Raw genomic sequence first — 17,792 nt, 5'->3', positions numbered from 1 at the left:
TGCCTACCCCTTCACTGACCCTTGGATCAGGGCCTTGATGAACTGTCGCTGGAAGATCAGGAACACGATGAGGGTCGGGGTGAGGATCAGCAACGACCCGGCACACAGCAGCACCAGGTCGGTGCCCCACTGACCCTGGAACGCGCCGAGCGCCCCGGCCATGGTGCGTTTGGTGGCGTCGTCGACGAGCACGATGGCCAGGAGGAACTGGTTCCACGTCCAGAGGAACATCAGGATCGTCAGCGACGCGATCGCCGGCCGGGCGAGCGGCACCTGGACGCGCCAGAACAACTGCCAGGTGCTGCTGCCGTCCACCCGGGCCGCCTCGGACAACTCCACCGGCACGTTGGTGAAGTGCGCCCGCATCCAGAACACCGCGAACGGCATGTACAGGCCGATCAGCGGCAGGATGATGGCCCAGCGCGTGTTGAGCAGGCCGAGGTCCTGCATCTGGTAGTACAGCGGGGTGACCACGGCCTCGAACGGCAGGGTCAGGCCGAGCAGGAAGAGGCCGAAGACGAATCGGCCGCCGGGCACCCGCAGCTGACCGAGCCCGAAGCCGGCCATGGTGGCGATGAGCACCGACACCGGCACCACACCGGCCACGATGAGCAGGCTGGAGCGGAGCAGGGCACCCATGTTCGCGGCGGTGAAGGCGTCGGCGAAGTTTCCCCACTGCGGGTCGGACGGCCACTCGAGTCCGTTGGGTACGGTGCCCCGGGGCTGCAACGCCGCCGAGAGCATGCTCACGAACGGCAGCAGGGTGACCACGATCAGGGCGATCAGGAAGACCCGGCCGGTCACCTGTTCGCGGCGGCTCAGGTTCACGGCTTCTCCCCTCGGCTCAGACGCTGGATGGGCAGCACACACGCCAGCACCAGCAGCATGAGCACGACGGCGAGCGCCGAGGCGAGCCCGACCTGCCGCTGCGAGAAGGCCAGCCGGTAGATCTCCAGGCCCGGCACGGTGGTCTGGAGGCCGGGGCCACCGCTGGTGGAGATGTAGACGATGTCGAAGCTCGCCAGCGCCGCGATGATCGTCACGGTGAGGCAGACGCCGATCTCCTGGCGCAGGCTGGGCAGGGTGACGGCGAGGAACTCGCGGACCGGACCGGCACCGTCGAGCCGGGCGGCTTCGTACAGCGCCGGGTCGATCTTGCTCATGCCGGTGACCAGCAGAATCGTGCAGAGGCCGAGCAGCACCCAGGCCCCGATGACGCCGACGGCGGGCAGCGCCGTGTCGAAGTCGCCGAGCCAGGCGCGGGCCACCACACCGAGCCCGAGCGCGCGCAGCACCTGGTTGATCAGACCGTTCGAGGAGAGCAGCCAACTCCACGCGATGCCCGCCGCCACCAGGGGGATGACCTGCGGCAGGAACAGGATGGTCCGGACGACGGTGCCGAACGCGCCGGTGGTGATCCGACGAACCATGCTCGCCACCAACAGCCCGAGCGCGACCGGGATGAAGCTGAAGAAGACGATCAGGACTATCGCGTTGCCGATGATCTTCAGCAGATCGCTGTCGGTGAAGACGGTGAGGTAGTTCTCCAGGCCCACCCAGCGGGCCACCCCGATCCCGTTCCAGTTGTAGAGCGAGTACTGAAGCGTCAGGGCGAGCGGGCGCAGGACGAACACCGCGTACATCACCAGGGCGGGCAGGACGTACAACCAGCCGGTCCCGGCCGCGCGGGCCCACCGAAATCGGTGGGCCCGCGTGGGGATCGGACGGGCGCGACGACTGTCCCGCCCGGTCGGTGCGCTGCCGAGGGCAGACGTCATCGGGACAGTTCCTTCTGGTACTCGGCCTGGACCGCCTTCACGTACCCCTCGGGCGTCTGCTGGCCGGCGATCAGCTTCTGCATCTCCGGCGTGATCGCGGCGGCGAAGATGCCGCCGGTCGCGTTCGCGGTGAAGTCCACCGCACCGTTCTCCGCACCGAGCTGCTGCGACGCCTTCAGGGTCTCGGCCAGCACGGTGTTCGGGGCGGCGCTCGGCACCGGCAGGTCACTCGGGCCGCCGGGGCTGGAGCCACCGACCGTCACCGAGATCTCGCGGGCCTTGGCGTTGGTGTGGACCCAGTTCAGGAAGTACGCGGCGGCGTCCGGGTTCTTGGCCTTGGCGGAGACGCCGAAGGTGTTGGGGGCGGACATCGCCACGTGCTTCCCGCCGGGGGACTCGGTGGGGAAGAGGAAGAAGCCCACGTTGCCGGGCATCGCCTTGTCGAGGTTGGCCGACTCCCAGTCACCGTTGAACATGAACAGGCCGTTGCCCTTCTGGAACTCCCCCACCATGCCCGCGTAGTCCAGGGCGTTGGCGTCCTTCGGGAAGTAGCCGGCCTGGGCCCACTTCTGAATGGTCTGGGTGGCCTTCAGCGCGGCCGGGGTGTCGAACGTGGCCCCCGGCTTCTGGAAGATCCAGTCCGCGACCTGGGTCGGGTCGCCGAACTGGTTCTGCAGCGCCTGGTGCGGGAAGTTGATGCCCGCGGTGTTCTTGTTGAACTGCATGATCGGCTGGACCCCGCCGGTCTTCGCCTTGGCCAGCAGATCCTCGAACTCGGCGACGGTGGCCGGCGGCTGGGTCATGCCGATCTGAGCGGCCAGCTTCTTGTTGTAGAAGACGCCCGTGACGCTGTATCCGAGCCCCATCCCGTACAGGGAACCGGAGCCCCGGGTGTTCTCCCCGACGCGCAGCTGCATCAGCTGTGAGGCGGGGAACTTGTCCCAGCCGTACGCGGTGAAGTACGGGTCGAGGTTCTTGAGCAGGTCGTCCTTGACCAGGTCGGCCATGGTGGGGAGCCGGATGATGTCGGGCGAGTTGTCCGAGGCCATCACCCGGGGTGCGTTCTCCACGATCACCGTGAACTGGTCCTCGCGGATGTTGAACTTGACGTTCGAGTGCTGCTTGGAGAACTCGTCGGCCAACGCCTTGGCCAGCGGGAAGCCGGTCTCCGCGTACATCTCCAGGGTGATCGGGTCGGTCCCCAGCTCCGTCTTGACGGCGGCATCGGACTTCTGGGTCGACGACCGGTCCTCCCCCGGCGCGCTACAGGCCGTCGCGGTCAACCCGACCGCCAGCAGCGACGCGAGGAGCACGGTTCTCCGTCGCGGAAACTTTGTCAGCAATTCTGCCATTTCATGACTCCTTGACATCGCCACGCGTCGCGCGACCAGGGCCGCGCGACGGCTCCACCGGGACACCGCGACCGGGTGGCGGTCCCGACACGTACGCCGTGACCTGTCACCCGGGCGCAGCACCCGTACCGTCAGCAGAAAAGAACCCGGCACGGCCACCGAAGGCGCCTCTGGATGCACCGGAAGTGGTCGCTAAACTGATTTAGCAGAGCATGCGCGCGGCACGGGAAGCTGTCAAGGACAACTTGGCAACGGTGCGGAAACGCCACGTTCACACCACGCCGACGTGACCGGCGCTCGATCCCGGCCGGCGACGCACCATGATGAGCAGGAGCGGGGCCTGTGGCACCGCCCCTGATTCGGAGGACTGATGGGCCGCAACAGAGCAACACTCGCCGACGTCGCGCGCAGAGCCGGGCTGTCCAAGACCGCCGCGTCGATGGTGCTCAACGGCAGAGAGGGCACCCGCCTCTCGGCCGAGGCGCACCAGCGGGTGTTCGCCGCCGCCGAGGAGCTCGGCTACCGGCCCAACCTCGCCGCGCGCAGCCTGCGCACCCGCAAGACGGCGACCATCGCGTTCGTCTCCGACATCGTGGCCACCACCCGGTTCGCCGGTGACCTCATCCGCGGCGCCCTCGACGCTGCCCGCGAACGCGACCACGTCCTGCTCATCACCGAGACGCAGGGCGACGCGACCTTCGAGCAGTACGCCATCGAGGCCGTCCTGGACCGGCAGGTCGACGGGGTGATCTACGCGGCCATGGCGACCCGACGGCTGACGGTGCCGGCGGCCATCCTCGGCGGCCCGGTGGTGCTGCTCAACGCCACCAGCCCCGACGGCCTACCCAGCGTGGTCCCCGACGACGAGGGGGCCGGCGGCATCGTCGCCACCGCCCTGCTGGAGCTCGGTCACCGCGACGCGATCGCGCTCATCGGCCGCAACCGACTCAAGGAGGACGACCCGGAGGTCTCGCTCGCCGCCCGTGCCCGACTGCGCGGCATCCGGCAGGCGCTGGACGAGGCGGACGTCAGCCTCCTGGCCGAGTGTTTCTGCACCGAATGGTTGCCCGAGCACGGTTACGCCGCCATGCGCGGCCTGCTGAGCAAGCCGAAACGGCCCAGCGCGGTCATCTGCATGAACGACCGGCTGGCCTTCGGCGCCTATCAGGCGCTCGGCGAGGCGGGGCTGTCCGTACCGGAGGACATCTCGGTCATCTCGTTCGACGACGATCCGATCGCCGCCTGGTTGCGTCCGAGCCTGGCCACCACGGCGCTGCCGCACGAGCAGATGGGGCGGCGCGCGGTCGAACTGCTCCTGGACGGGGGTGCCGCCGAGCCCTCGCTGGTGCCGATGCCCCTGCGCCGACGCCGGTCCATCGCACCTCCGGCCGGCTGACCACCGGCCCTCCGGGTCGCCCCCTCGGGCCGACCTCGGCCGCCGCTAAAACGGTTTAGTGCTAGGTTTCCGACCATGCTTCGTCTACCCGACCACTGGGTGTGGGACAGCTGGTACGCGCGGGACGACAACGGCCTCTGGCACGTGTTCTTCCTGCGGGCGTCCCGCGCCCTGCACGACCCGCACCGCCGCCACCGCCGGGCCACGATCGGCCACGCCGTCTCGACGGACCTGCACTCGTGGCGCCTGGTCGCCGACGCCGTGGTGCCCGCCGACGCGCCCAGCTGGGACGACCTGGCGACCTGGACCGGCTGCACCGTCCAGGGGCCGGACGGCCGGTGGTACCTGTTCTACACCGGGGTCGGCCGCGCCGAGGACGGGCTCGTCCAACGCATCGGACTGGCCGTCTCCGACGACCTCACGACCTGGCACCGGCACGGCACCGAACCCATCGTCCAGGCCGACCCCACCTGGTACGAGCTGCTGGACAAGGAGCTGTGGTACGAGCAGGCGTGGCGCGACCCGTGGGTGTTCCCCGACCCCGACGGCAACGGTTGGCACATGCTCATCACCGCCCGCGCCAACACCGGGCCGGCGAACAGCCGGGGCGTCGTCGGCCACGCCACCTCCCCCGACCTCGTCACCTGGACCGTCGGGCCGCCGCTGTCGACACCGGCCGGCTTCGGTCACCTCGAGGTGCCCCAGGTCGCCGTCCTCGACGGTCAGCCGCTGCTGCTGTTCTCCACCGAGGCCACCAAGAGCGCCCGGCGCGAGGACCACCGGATCTGGGTGGCCACCGGCGAGACCACCCTCGGCCCGTGGGACATCGCGTCCGCTCAACCGTTCGCGCACCCACACCTGTACGCGCCCCGGCTGGTCCCCGGGCCCGCCGACGACTGGTCGCTCATCGGTTTCCTCGACCACGTCGACGAGACGTTCGTCGGGGAGCTCACCGACCCCATCCCCGTCCGCTACCAGGCCGCGACCGGGTTGACGGTGGACCCGGCGAGGGCAGGCGTAGGGCAGTAGGCGCACAGGTCCGGGTCGAGGCGAACGCCTCGGCCCGGACCTGCCGATGTCCTACGTCAGCTGCGCAACTGCCACTGCTGGTTGGTGCCGCCGTTGCAGGACCAGAGGATCAACTTCGTGCCGTTCGCCGTGGCGGCGCCGTTCGCGTCCAGGCAGAGACCCGACTGCACACCGGTGATCGTCCCGTTGGCGTTGATGTTCCACTGCTGGTTGGCCTGACCGTTGCAGTCCCAGATCACCACCGTGGTGCCGTTGCTGGTGCCCTGGCCGGAGGCGTCCAGGCACTTGGTGCCGTACACCATGAGCTGCCGGCTGGCCGTGTGGGTCCACCGCTGGTTGGTGGCCCCGCTGATGCAGTCCCAGATCTGGGCCTGCGTGCCGTTCGTGGTGCTCGACCCACCGATCTCGGCACAGCGGCCCGACTGGACGCCCACGATCTGCACGTTCTGCGGGTTGGTGCCGCCGCCGCTCTGCACTCCAGCCGCGTTGATCACCGTCTGCGCGCCCGACGGCCAACTGCCGTTGCTGACCGTCACGTTGCCGTTGACGACGTTGCCGCGGTCCCCGTTGGTCACGTTCGTGCTGTTGTTCGTCGACCAGTTGTTGGTGACGGTGAAGTTGCCCATGTTCTCCGCGTACCAGTAGTTCGCGGTGGCCCAGGTGCCGGTGGAGGAGAACACGTTGTTGCGGGCGGTGTAGTAGCGGGAGCCCTCGTCGAAGTAGAGCCCGAACCAGCCGTTGCTGCGCAGGCAGTAGTTCTCGTTGATGGTTCCGCCCGGGTTCGCCGAGAGGGTGTAGATGCAGCCGCCGTCGGTCATCTGCTGCATCACGTCGTGCACGTAGTTGCCGATCACCTGGTTGTTGGCCGCGGTGGTCGCCGTGGTGTACCGCGGCTGGTAGTTGTACAGGCCCCGGTTCGCGTAGTGCTGGCTGCCGCCGGCGTCGTTGGCACCCCAGCCGTATCCGACCGACAGACCGGTGTACGGCATGTTGTAGACCTCGTTGTGTGAGACCAGTGCCGTGTTCACGTAGGTGGTCAGGATCGACACGACCCCCCGGTACTCCAGGCCGAGATCGTGCACCCGGTTGTTGCTGATGGTGATGTTCCGGTTGACCATCCGCTGGTCGCTCGGGTGGTGGGCGTCGGCCCGCACGCCACCGACCACGATGCCACCGGCGGAGTTCCGGGCGATCTCGGAACGGGTGACGGTGATGTTGCTGGCGCCCAGGCCGACGCCGCTGGCGTGGGCGTTGGCGTCGTTGCCGATGCCGATCGCCGTCTGCCCGAGGTTGACGAACTGCGAGTCGCTGAAGGTGATGGTGTTGGCGGCGGAGACCTGCACGGCGGCCGGCATCTGGTTCCAGTTCGGCCGGGTCGCCTCGAACTGCGGGCAGCCGGCCTGGCAGGAGGTCAACGCGTCGGACGGGCGGGACCAGGTGCCGGTGATGTGGGCGCCGGTCTGCTGGTCGGCGAAGCCGTTGCTGCTGCTGGGGCCGAGCCAACTGGTGCCGGTGAAGGTGATGCCACTGAACGAGATGTGGTGCGCTGGCGCGTCGTAGCTACCGCCGACGTTGACCAGGGACTGCAACTGCGGCAGCTCCACGCTGACGGAGCTCATGGTCTGCCCGGCGAGCGGGATGTAGTTGAGCTGCCCGTTGCCCGGGTTGAGGTACCACTCCCCCGGTGAGTCCAGGAACTCGTACGCGTTGGTCAGGTAGAAGGGGCCGGCGCGGTGCGGGCTGGAGAGGGTGTCGAACCCGAAGGTGTTGTTGTTCCACGCGGGCTGCTGCATCGTCAGGAAGTTCCCGCTGATGCTCTGCACCGGCGAGTACCGGTCGGTGAACGAACCGACGCTCTCCACCTCGACGCGGTTCTGGTTGCCCAGGTTGTTGAGGTAGCTGAGCGCGCTGTTGGTGAACCGCATTCCGGTCGTGGTGAAGGTGAAGTCGGACCGGTTCACCGCCGTCCGCGCCCGGGTGGCGACGGCCCCGTTGACGTAGAGCTGACGGGAGTCCAGCCCGGCGCCGACGTTGGCCCGCCAGATGTTCCTGCCGGCGTCGACCTGCGACCAACCGGTGACGGCCCGGGCACCGGTGATCGTCGGACGTGCCGACGCGGCGGCCCGCCAGATCACCTGGTAGCCGTTGGTGCCCGAGTCGGCCGCGGTGAACCGCAGCGGCGACGAGAGCCGGTACGTGCCGTTGGCCAACTCCACGACGATGTCGCCGGACATCGCGCTGTTGATCGCCCGCACCGCGGTCTGGGCGGCGGTCAGCGAACACGGTTGGCTGGCCGAACAGGTGCTGCCGGTGCCGGAGGGGGACGCGTAGAGGGTGGTGGTGGCCGCGGCGGCCGGGGACGCCGAGACGGTCACCGCGACCACGGCGGTCACCGCCGTCGTAGCGGCGCCGGCCAGCAGTCGGCGCAGCGGCGGAAGGGACGAGGACACGGAAGGCTGCTCCTGACGTGAGAACAGGGTGGGGGTGGGCGGACGGCCTCGACGAGCGCGGGGGCACGGGTCGAGGCGGTTATCCGAGGATCTCCCGGAGATGGCGCAGGCCGTCCGTGGCGAGACGGTCCTGCGAGGGGGCCAGCGGACGCCAGATCGAGGCGGCGGTGGCGATGGTCTCGTTCTCCGCCGTGAACGACTCGATGCAGATCGCGCCCTGATAGCCGGTGTCCCGCAGGACGGTGAAGAAGCGGGGCCAGTCGAAGTGGTCAGCACCGGGAGCGCCCCGGTCGGTGCCGCTGACCTGAACATGCTTGATGTGCGGGCCGGCGACGGCGAGGGCCGCGTAGGGGTCGGCCTCCTCGATGTTCATGTGGTATGTGTCGATCATGATGCCGACGTTCGGCGGTAGCCCGTCGATCAGCTCGACGGTCTGCTCGATCGTGTTGACGACGCTCGTCTCGTAGCGGTTCAACGCCTCGACACCGATGCTCACGCCCACCTCGCCGGCCTGCTCGGCCACCGGCGTCAAGGCCCGCCGGAAGTCCGCGTAGCAGGCCGCGCGAGCCGCCGGTGACATCCGCCAGGTGCGGCCGACCGAGGCGTACGCGGGGCCGCCGACGCATCCAGCGCCGACGGCCGCCGCGCTCGCCACGCAGCCCTTGAGGTACGCCACCGTCGACTCGACGACCGCTGGCGCGGCGTCGACGAGTTCCCGACCCGGCGGGGTGACCGCGCAGACCCCGGCGGCGACGAGGCCGTGCGCCGCCAACAGGTCCCGGGTACGGATCGGGTCCCAGTCGCCGAGCTGCTCGATCGGCAACTCCACCGCGTCGAAGCCGAACGCGGCGATCCGTGGGATCAGCTCGGCCAGGGCCTTGTCGTCGACCGGCGAGGCCCAGACCCAGGGGTTGACGCCGATGGCGTACATCAGGCCCTACTTCCAGCGCTGCGGGTAACCGGGCAGGTCGGTGCAGCCGCACATCGCGTAGTGCAACGGCGGCATGCTCGCGTCGAGGTACTGGTCCAGGTTGTCCTGGGTGACCGTCGGCTGCGGCAGCTTCCACGGGCTGGACACCTGCTGGCCGTCGAGGATCCGCAGCGCCGCGATGATCGGCGTCCGCCACTGGTAGGTCGGGTAGGTCGGCGCGATGGCGGTGAGCTGCTTGTCCTTCCAGATCTTCAGGAAGTCGAGCTGGTCCTCGCCGTTCATCGGCGGAACGGGCTTGCCCGCGTCCTGGAACGCCTCGACCGCCGCGACGGCCACCGCTCCGGCGTCCATCCAGACCCCGTCGATCGTGCCGTACCGCTGGATGTAGTCGTCGACGATCTTCTTGGTCTTGGCCGGATCACCATCGGTGAACTCGACGCCGACGACGTCGACCTTCGCCTTGTCGAACGCCACCTTCGCCGCCGACCAGCGGGTCTCCAGGACGTCGACGCCGGGCAGGATCCGCAGGGCGAGGACCTTGCCGCCGGGCTTCATCTTCTGGCTGACGAACTCGGCACCGACGTGGCCGAACCCGTAACCGCCGATGGGGTTGATGAACGTCACCGGGCACTTCGTGTTGACCCCGCGGTCGAAGACGACGACCGGCAGCCCGGCCTGGCAGGCCGCCTCGACGGCCGGGGTGAGCGTGGCGGTGGTGTTCGGCGAGACGATGAGCGCGTCGCAGCCCTTGCCGAGCAGGTCGTTGATGTCCGCGATCTGCTTCTGGTCCTTGCCCTCGGCGTCGACGTGCACGAACTCCTTGATGCGGCTCTTCTGCGCCTCGACCTCGGCCTGCATGGTCTTGAACCCGACCTGCCGCCAGGGGTTGTTCAGGGCCGCGTTCGAGAAGCAGATCTTGTACGGGCCGTTCTTCTTGAACTTGGCCGTGTCGACCATCGTGGGGTTGAGCGCCTGCTCCCACGGCTTGTCGGCCGGGCCGGTCGGCGCCGCGTTGAGCAGCGCGAGCTCGGCGTCGTAGTCGGCCTGCACGAAGAACTTCGACTGCTCCCCGGTGCCGGATCCGGCGGCCGACGCACTCTCCGAAGGGCTGGCGGCCGGCTCGTCGGTGGCGCAGGCGGCGAGGGACAGCAGGGTGACGGCGGCCAGAGCCGCCATGGAACGTCGCACTATGGTTCCCCTTTATCTCGACGAAGAACGCGTTGCCGAGACCGCCACGGCGAGCAGGATGATCCCGCCCTGGACGGTCGACTTGAGGGCGCCGGAGACGCCGTAGAAATTCATGAGGGCGAACAGCAGCTCGAGGGTGAGCGCGCCGAGCATCGCCCCGACGACCGCGCCGCGACCCCCGCCGAGCGCCACCCCGCCGAGGACGACCGCGGTGATCGCACCGAACTCCAGGCCTGCCCCGGCCTGGAACGACACGCCGCTGTAGCCGCCCAGCAGGATCGCCGCCACCGCCGCCGCGAGCCCGCTGAGGATGAAGGCGACGGTCCGGGTACGCCAGACGCGTACGCCGCTCAGCTCGGCGGCGCGCGGGTTGTCGCCGACCGCGACCAGCGTCCGACCGAAGTCCGACCGCATCAGCAGCACGGCCCCCACCGCCAGGACCACCAGCACCAGCAGCGCGTACGGCACGCGGCCCAGCAGCGGCACGTCCTCGAAGGCCCGCCGGCCGAACCGCCGGAACTCCTCGGAGAGCCCACCCTTCGGGGCGCCATCGGACCACAGGTAGACCGCGCCCACCAGGATCAGGAACATGCCGAGGGTGGTGATGAACGACGGCACCCGCAGCCGTGTCGTGACCAGGCCGTTGACCAGCCCGACCAGTGCTCCGAAGGCGAGCAGGAGCAGCACCACCGGCCAGGTGCGCGCCGGGTCGCTGTCGATCAGCCGGGCGGCGACCACCACCTGCGCGGTGACCAGCGACCCGACCGAGAGATCGAACTCACCGGACACGATCACGAAGTACTGACCGGCGGCGAGCAGGATGATCGGCGCCGACCGACCGAGGAAGGACATCAGCGACGGCGGAGCCAGGAAGTCGGGCTGCCGGAAACCGACGAGCACCAACAGCACCGCGAGAATCGCGAGGATCGGCAGGACACCACCGGGACGTACCCGCGGCAGACGCAGCGGCAGGGAACGGGGCTGGACGGTCTGCATGGCTAGGCCGCCTTTCGCATGGCCCGGCGGGCGTAGACGGCGACCGCGGCGATGATGATGACGCCCCGGATCACCTGCTTGAAGAAGGCGTCGACCTCGAGCTGGTTGAAGATGGCGTCGATGCTGGCGAGCAGCAGCACACCACCGACCGTGCCGATGACGCCGCCGCGCCCACCGGCGAGGGCAGTCCCGCCGATCACCACCGCGGCGATCGACTCCAGGTCGTAGAGGCCCTCGGTGCCGACCCGTGGGGCGCCCGAGCCGAGCCGACTGGCGAGGTAGATGCCGGCGAGCCCGGCGCACATCGAGCAGAGGATGTGGGCGGTGACGAGGACCCGGTCGTTGCGGACGCCGGAGAGCCGGGCCACCTCCGGATCCCCGCCGACGGCGACCAGGTGGTGGCCGAAGCGGGTCCGCGACAGCGCGAACCAGGCCGCCGCGGTGACGGCGATCAGCAGCAGGAACGACACCGGCACCGGCCCGACACGCTGGTAGCCGAGCGACTGCACGAGCCCCGGTGCGGTGGCACCGGCCGGGCCGTCGTAACCGTTGTCGAGGTAGCCCTTGAGCAGCAGCCCGACGCCGAGGGTCGCGATGAACGCGTTGACCCGGAACCTGGTGACCAGGAGCCCGTTGAGCAGCCCGACGCCGGCGCTGACGACGAGCACCAGGCCGATCGCCGGCAGTATCGCACCGTCGCTGCCGTTCATCGTCTCGGCCGCGACCAGGGTGCTGAGGCTGATCACGTACGCCACCGAGAGGTCGAGCGACCCTCCCAGGATGACCAGGGTCTGGCCCACCGCGACCAACCCGAGACCGGCGGCGACGTGCAGCAGACTCACCGTGGTGGACTGGTTGAAGAGCTGACCACCGTCGAGCAGGACGACCAGCCAGCCGATCGTCAGGGTGAGGGTCAGGGCCACGAAGACGCCCGGTACCGGACGCCGGGCCGGCAGCAGCGACAGAGCGCTCACTGGACGATCTCCCGGGTGGCCTCACGCGTGGTGCCGACCGCCAACGCGACGACCTCCTCCTCGGTCGCGCCGGCGGGCAGCTCGCCCGCGACGTGGCCGTCGCGCATGACGACGATCCGGTCGCTCATCCCCAGCAGCTCCGGCAGATCGGACGAGATCATCAGCACGGCCGCGCCGTCCCGGGCGAGGCTGCGCACGAGGTCGTGGATGGCCGACTTCGCGCCCACGTCGATGCCCCGGGTCGGCTCGTCGAAGAGCAGGATCCGCGGGTTCAGGGCGAGCCACCGGGCCAGCACGACCTTCTGCTGGTTGCCCCCGGACAGAAAACGGATCTCCTGGTCGTCGCCGGCGGAGCGGACCTCCACGGCGGCCAGCAGCTCACGTACCCGGACGGTCCTCGCGGCACGGCCGGATCGCGCGGCGAAGACGGCCCGGCTCGCGAGCAGGGCGTTGTCGAGCACCGACTGCCGGGGGACGATCCCCTCGCCCTTGCGGTCCTCGGTGACGTAGGCGATGCCGGCCCGCATCGCGGTGCGGGGCGAGCGCAGTCGGACCGGCCGGTCGTCGAGCGTGACGTCGCCGGTCGTGAACGGCGACACCCCGAAGATCGCGCGGGCCAGCGCGGACCGCCCGGAACCCTGTAGACCGCCGATGCCGAGCACCTCGCCGGCGCGCAGCTGGAGGTTGACGTCCCGCAGCTTGCGGTTTCCCGCGTCGCGAAGGTTGAGCCGCACCGGCCCCCGGTCCTCGGGGGCGGCCCGGTCCGGGTAGTAGCTGGACAACTCCCGGCCGACCATGTGCCGCACCAACTCGTTTGCGGTGGTGTCCGCGGTGTTGACGGTGGTGACCCGGCGGCCGTCCTTGAGAACGGTGATCCGACCGGAGAGGTCGAAGACCTCGGCGAGCCGGTGCGAGACGTAGAGCAGCCCGATGCCCCGCTCCTGGAGTCGGCGCACCAGCCCGTAGAGCAACTCGACCTCGTGGTCGGCCAGTGCGGCGGTCGGCTCGTCCATGATGAGCAGCCGCGCGTCCAGGGCGAGCGCCTTGGCGATCTCGACCACCTGCTGCTGGGCGACGCCCAGCTGCCCCACCCGGGCGTCCGCCGGCAACGTGGTCTCACCGATCGAGGCGAGCAGCCGCGTGGTGCGCTCGAGCATCCCCCGACGGTCGACGAGCCCGCGCCGGACCGGTTCGTGGCCCAGGTAGACGTTCTCCGCGACGGTGCGCTCCGGGAGCAGGTTGAACTCCTGGTGGATGATGCCGATGCCGGCCCGCTGCGCGTCGCGCGGGCCACGGAACGTCCGCGACGCACCGGCGAACTCGACGGTGCCGCCGTCCGGGGCGTACCCACCCGAGACGATCTTCATGAGGGTCGACTTCCCGGCACCGTTCTCACCGACCACGGCGTGCACCTCGCCCGGCCTGACATCGAGATCGACACCGTCGAGGACACGGACCCCGAGGAAGGACTTGCCGATGCCCCGAAGGGTGAGAAGCGGCGTCGGCGGCGGATCTGACATCCCGAAAGCCCTCACAGACAGTAGTCATTGACCAGTTTAGATGCCACCCTACGGCGGCTTTGGGGCGTTGAACAGCAAGCTTTCGTGGCGACAGCGGCGACTTACGTTCTTGCGGTGCAAACATTTCCTTGACATCGACGAAACATCACACGTATGAAGATAGATGTTTGGATGCGGGTCCGCAATCCTCGATCAAGCCTGACTGCCAGGTCGGGCCGGGATCGACGGGCGGTGCCGCAGCAAAGGGAGTTGGGCGCGGACGCCGTCCACCGGGCAGGACGTCGGACGTTACGTTGTGGATTGACAGTCATCGATCTCTAGCTCATCCTGACCTCGTGGACCCCGGGACGGGAACCACAGTCACCATCACGCTGTGTGACGTCCAGCAGGTCTGACTGCCGTTGCGGCGAACGGCACGAGGACAGACCAGCGCGCCCGTGTCCCCTCACGTGTCCAGGGCCGACCTGACACGTCCTGGGACCCGTGGTCGCGATCCCTACGCGCACCCAACCTAGGAGACGGCATGCGTCGTAACACATTGCTCATCTCGGTGATCGCCGGCCTGTTACTGGCGCTCGGACTCGCCCCACCCGCGTCGGCGGCCCCGGCCTTCCGCGCCCTGCTGTTCACCAAGACCACCGGCTACCGGCACGACTCGATCCCCGCCGGGATCTCCATGTTCCAACAGCAGGCCGCAGCGAACAACTTCGAGCTGGTGCAGACCGAGGACTCGAGCGTCTTCACCGCCAGCAACCTGGCGACCTTCGACGTCATCATCATGTTCCAGACCTCCGGCATGGTCTGGACCTCGGCAGCCCAGCGCCAGGCGGTGGAGGGCTACCTCGCCAGCGGCAAGGGCATCGTCGGCATCCACAACGCCACCGACATGGGCATCGAGTCCGAATACCCGTGGTGGGACCAGACCATCAACGCCGGCGCCCACATGCCCGAGCACTCGCCCGGGGTGCTCCAGGGCACCGCCATCGTCGCCGACAAGAAGCACCCGTCGACGACCAACCTGCCGGATCGGTGGGTACGCAACGAGGAGTGGTACAACTTCGACGCCAACCCGCGCGGCAACGTCCACGTGTTGGTGACCGCCGACGAGCGCACCTACAACCCCGGATCCCGGGCGATGGGCCCCGATCACCCGATCTCCTGGTGCCGCAACACCGGCGGCGGGCGGGTGTGGGCCACCGCGATGGGCCACGCGATCGCCTCCTACAGCGAGACGAACTTCCAGAACCACATCCTCGGTGGTGTCAAGTGGGCGGCCGGCAACGCCGCCGGCGACTGCGGAGGCACCGTCTGGGGCAACTTCGAGAAGCGCACCCTGGACGACAACACAGTCGACCCGATGGCGCTGGGTGTGGCACCGGACGGTCGCGTCTTCTACGTCCAGCGCGGCGGCCAGGTGAAGATTTTCAAGCCCTCCACCAACAGCACCGTCACCGCCGGCACGATCAGCGTCTACACCGGCGGTGAGGACGGCCTCACCGGCATGGCACTGGACCCCAACTTCGCCAGCAACGGCTACATCTACCTGTACCACTCGCCGGCGAGCAGCAGCACCGACGTCAACCGCGTCTCCCGCTATACGGTCAGCGGTGACACGCTCAACACCTCCAGCGGTGTGACGATCATCGACATCCCGGCGTACCGGGACCGGACCTTCCCCGAGCCCGGCCACACCGGCGGTTACATCAAGTTCGGCCCGGACGGCAACCTCTACATCGGCACCGGTGACGACACGCCACCGAACCTCGACCCCAACTGGCAGGGGTACGCCCCGCTGGACTGGCGCTCGGGCAAGTCCAACCTGGACGCCGCGCGCAGCGCGGGTAACACCAACGACCTGCGCGGCAAGCTGCTGCGCATCCGGCCCTCGTCCGGCGGTGGCTACACCATCCCGTCGGGCAACCTCTACCCCCAGGGCACGGCGCAGACCAAGCCGGAAATCTTCGCGATGGGCTTCCGCAACCCGTTCCGCTTCTCGATCGACCCGGCCAACGGTTGGGTCTACCTGGCCGACTACGGACCGGACCGGAACCCGCCCACCACGAACCGAGGGCCCGAGGGCCTGGTCGAGCTCAACGTGATCAAGCAGGCGGGCAACTACGGCTGGCCGTTCTGTCACGGTGACAACCAGCCGTACGCGCCGTTCAACCCGGACACCGGCGTCGTCGGCGCGAAGTTCAACTGCTCGGCACCGGTCAACAACTCACCCAACAACACCGGTCTGACCAGCTTGAAGCCGGTCGTCGCACCGAACATCTGGTACGGCTACGGCACCTCGCCGACCTTCCCGGAGCTGGGCTCCGGTGGCTCGGCGCCGATGGGCGGGCCGATCTACCGGTACGACGAGTCGAACCCGTCCGCAACGAAGTTCCCGCCCTACTACGACGGCGTGCACTTCTTCTACGAGTGGGCCCGCAACTACATCAAGGAGGTGCACTTCGACTCGTCCTCCGCGGTGACCCGGACCAACCCGTTCCTGCCCAACACCCGATTCAACAAGCCGATGGACATGGAGTTCGGCAAGGACGGCTCGCTCTACCTGCTGGAGTGGGGCACCAACTTCGGCGGCGGCAACAGCGACTCCGGGCTCTACCGGATCGACTACATCCAGGGCGGCCGGTCGCCGATCGCCAAGGCCACCGGCACGCCGACCAGTGGTAGCGCGCCGCTCACCGTTCAGTTCAGCAGCGCGGGCACGGCCGACCCGGACCCGGGCAACACGCTGAGCTACCAGTGGACGTTCGGCGACGGCACCACCTCCACGGCGGCCAACCCGTCGAAGGTGTACACCGCCAACGGCAACTACACGGCCCAGTTGAAGGTCACCGACAACACCGGAAAGACGGGCTTCGCCAACGTCCAGATCACCGTCGGTAACAGCGCGCCGGTGGTCACCATCACCACTCCGCCCAACGGTGGCATGCTCACCTTCGGCGACCGGGTGCCGTACCAGATCACCGTCACCGACCCGGACGGCGGCACCGTCGACTGCTCGAAGGTGTTCCTCAACCCGGCGCTCGGTCACGACGACCACGCGCACGAGACCACCGAGTACCCGGGCTGTTCGGGCACCATCTCCACGGATCTGCTCGGTGGGCACCCCGATGGTGCCAACCTGTTCTACGTGCTCAACGCCCGCTACACCGACAGCGGCGGCGCGGGGGGCGCAGCTCCACTCACCGGCACCGCGCAGGCGATCCTGCAGCCGAAGCACAAGCAGTCCGAGTACTTCAGCAGCCAGTCCGGCATCCGGGTGATCGACCAGGCGGCCGCGGAGAGCACCAAGCGCATCGGTGACATCTCCAGCAACGACTGGATCGCGTTCAACCCGATGAACCTGTCCGGGATTTCGACGGTCAGCTACCGGCTGTCGTCGCCCTCCGGTGGCGGTTCGATCGAGTTGCGGGCCGACTCGCCGACCGGCACCCTGTTGGCCACCACCACGGTGCCCAGCACGGGTGGCTGGGACAACTACCAGTCCACGACACCGGTGAGCGTCGCCGCCCTCGGCGGGACGCACACGCTCTACATGGTGTTCAAGAACGCCAACAACTCGTTCGATCTGGACTCGCACACGTTTGGCGGCAACGGCGTCGGAACACCCACCAACGGTGGCGGCGGTCTGGCGGGGAAGACCTACACGGTCACCGCGCAGCACAGCGGCAAGCTGATGGACGTCAGCGGGGTCTCCACCGCCGATGGCGCCCAGATCACCCAGTGGGCGGCCACCGGCGGCAACAACCAGAGGTGGCAGGCGGTCGACGCCGGCAACGGTGCGGTCTACCTGAAGGCGGTGCACAGCGGCAAGTGCGTCGAGGTGATCGGCAGCTCCACCACGGCGGGGGCCTACCTCCAGCAGGCCACCTGCAACAACGGCAACCAGCAGAAGTTCACCGCCACCGCGACGGGCACCTCCGGCGTGTACACGGTGCGCAATGTGCTGAGCGGGCTCTGCGTGGACGTCAACGGTGCTGCCACCACCGACGGCGCCCGGCTGTTGCAGTGGACCTGCCACGGGGCCGCCAACCAGCAGTGGCGGTTCACCGCACTGTGACCGGCGGCGGGCTGTCGCGGTAACGGCTGACGTCCCGGTCGGGACCGGTATCCGAGAATCGGAGCCGGTCCCGGCCGGGACGTCGTCGTCACCGTCGCACCCGCGG

General features: G+C 68.9%; 11 protein-coding genes and 1 pseudogene. 3 read left to right on the top strand and 9 right to left on the bottom strand.

The window, feature by feature from the left end; translation table 11 throughout:
* Window positions 1-3: 3 nt before the first annotated feature.
* The 3 genes from EV382_RS02240 to EV382_RS02230 are packed head-to-tail and all read right to left on the bottom strand — an operon-like array spanning window position 4 to window position 3,091.
* Window positions 4-828, bottom strand: a complete 825-nt coding sequence (locus EV382_RS02240; RefSeq protein WP_130399986.1) for a carbohydrate ABC transporter permease — start codon at window positions 826-828, stop codon at window positions 4-6.
* A complete protein-coding gene (locus EV382_RS02235; RefSeq protein WP_130399985.1) occupies window positions 825-1,778 on the bottom strand; it encodes a carbohydrate ABC transporter permease in 954 nt (317 codons plus the stop codon). Before EV382_RS02235 ends, EV382_RS02240 begins: the two co-directional genes overlap by 4 nt.
* A complete protein-coding gene (locus EV382_RS02230; protein WP_244236506.1) occupies window positions 1,775-3,091 on the bottom strand; it encodes an ABC transporter substrate-binding protein in 1,317 nt (438 codons plus the stop codon). The genes EV382_RS02235 and EV382_RS02230 overlap by 4 nt, the downstream gene beginning before the upstream one ends.
* A 409-nt stretch (window positions 3,092-3,500) precedes the next feature.
* On the opposite strand from EV382_RS02230, the gene EV382_RS02225 reads away from it, so the two are divergent.
* Both EV382_RS02225 and EV382_RS02220 read left to right on the top strand, forming a co-directional pair.
* A complete protein-coding gene (locus EV382_RS02225; protein WP_130399983.1) occupies window positions 3,501-4,526 on the top strand; it encodes a LacI family DNA-binding transcriptional regulator in 1,026 nt (341 codons plus the stop codon).
* Window positions 4,527-4,580: 54 nt separating this feature from the next.
* A pseudogene (locus EV382_RS02220) lies at window positions 4,581-5,555 on the top strand (family 43 glycosylhydrolase); the annotation flags it as partial.
* A gap of 56 nt (window positions 5,556-5,611) precedes the next feature.
* Here the strand turns inward: EV382_RS02220 and EV382_RS02215 are convergent.
* From EV382_RS02215 to EV382_RS02190, 6 genes are all read right to left on the bottom strand, one after another.
* Window positions 5,612-8,005, bottom strand: coding sequence for a ricin-type beta-trefoil lectin domain protein (locus tag EV382_RS02215; protein ID WP_244236505.1), 2,394 nt, complete (start codon window positions 8,003-8,005; stop codon window positions 5,612-5,614).
* A gap of 79 nt (window positions 8,006-8,084) precedes the next feature.
* Window positions 8,085-8,936 (bottom strand): sugar phosphate isomerase/epimerase family protein, encoded by an 852-nt coding sequence (locus tag EV382_RS02210; protein WP_130399981.1) that lies wholly within the window; start codon window positions 8,934-8,936, stop codon window positions 8,085-8,087.
* A 6-nt stretch (window positions 8,937-8,942) separates the two neighbouring features.
* Window positions 8,943-10,124 (bottom strand): substrate-binding domain-containing protein, encoded by a 1,182-nt coding sequence (locus EV382_RS02205; RefSeq protein WP_244236504.1) that lies wholly within the window; start codon window positions 10,122-10,124, stop codon window positions 8,943-8,945.
* A 12-nt stretch (window positions 10,125-10,136) separates the two neighbouring features.
* Window positions 10,137-11,120 (bottom strand): ABC transporter permease, encoded by a 984-nt coding sequence (locus tag EV382_RS02200; protein WP_208758291.1) that lies wholly within the window; start codon window positions 11,118-11,120, stop codon window positions 10,137-10,139.
* A gap of 2 nt (window positions 11,121-11,122) precedes the next feature.
* The gene (locus tag EV382_RS02195; protein WP_130399980.1) at window positions 11,123-12,094 is read right to left on the bottom strand and encodes an ABC transporter permease; all 972 of its coding nucleotides are present in this window, start codon (window positions 12,092-12,094) and stop codon (window positions 11,123-11,125) included.
* Complete coding sequence (locus EV382_RS02190; protein ID WP_130399979.1) at window positions 12,091-13,614, bottom strand: sugar ABC transporter ATP-binding protein; 1,524 nt, start codon at window positions 13,612-13,614, stop codon at window positions 12,091-12,093. Before EV382_RS02190 ends, EV382_RS02195 begins: the two co-directional genes overlap by 4 nt.
* 523 nt (window positions 13,615-14,137) lie before the next feature.
* Here EV382_RS02190 and EV382_RS02185 point away from each other — a divergent pair.
* A complete protein-coding gene (locus EV382_RS02185; protein ID WP_130399978.1) occupies window positions 14,138-17,686 on the top strand; it encodes a ThuA domain-containing protein in 3,549 nt (1,182 codons plus the stop codon).
* The last annotated feature ends 106 nt before the right edge of the window (window positions 17,687-17,792 follow it).

The sequence above is a fragment of the Micromonospora violae genome (assembly GCF_004217135.1).
GTDB lineage: Bacteria > Actinomycetota > Actinomycetes > Mycobacteriales > Micromonosporaceae > Micromonospora > Micromonospora violae.
The sequence above is the reverse complement of the archived record's forward strand: the minus strand, read 5'-3'. Positions and strand labels throughout refer to the sequence as shown.

Excerpts from the sequence above, each read along its gene's own strand:
- EV382_RS02235 (WP_130399985.1), bottom strand. The coding sequence starts at position 1,778 with ATGACGTCTGCCCTCGGCAGCGCACCGACCGGGCGGGACAGTCGTCGC.
- EV382_RS02225 (WP_130399983.1), top strand. The coding sequence starts at position 3,501 with ATGGGCCGCAACAGAGCAACACTCGCCGACGTCGCGCGCAGAGCCGGG.
- EV382_RS02210 (WP_130399981.1), bottom strand. The coding sequence starts at position 8,936 with ATGTACGCCATCGGCGTCAACCCCTGGGTCTGGGCCTCGCCGGTCGAC.
- EV382_RS02200 (WP_208758291.1), bottom strand. The coding sequence starts at position 11,120 with ATGCAGACCGTCCAGCCCCGTTCCCTGCCGCTGCGTCTGCCGCGGGTA.
- EV382_RS02190 (WP_130399979.1), bottom strand. The coding sequence starts at position 13,614 with ATGTCAGATCCGCCGCCGACGCCGCTTCTCACCCTTCGGGGCATCGGC.
- EV382_RS02185 (WP_130399978.1), top strand. The coding sequence starts at position 14,138 with ATGCGTCGTAACACATTGCTCATCTCGGTGATCGCCGGCCTGTTACTG.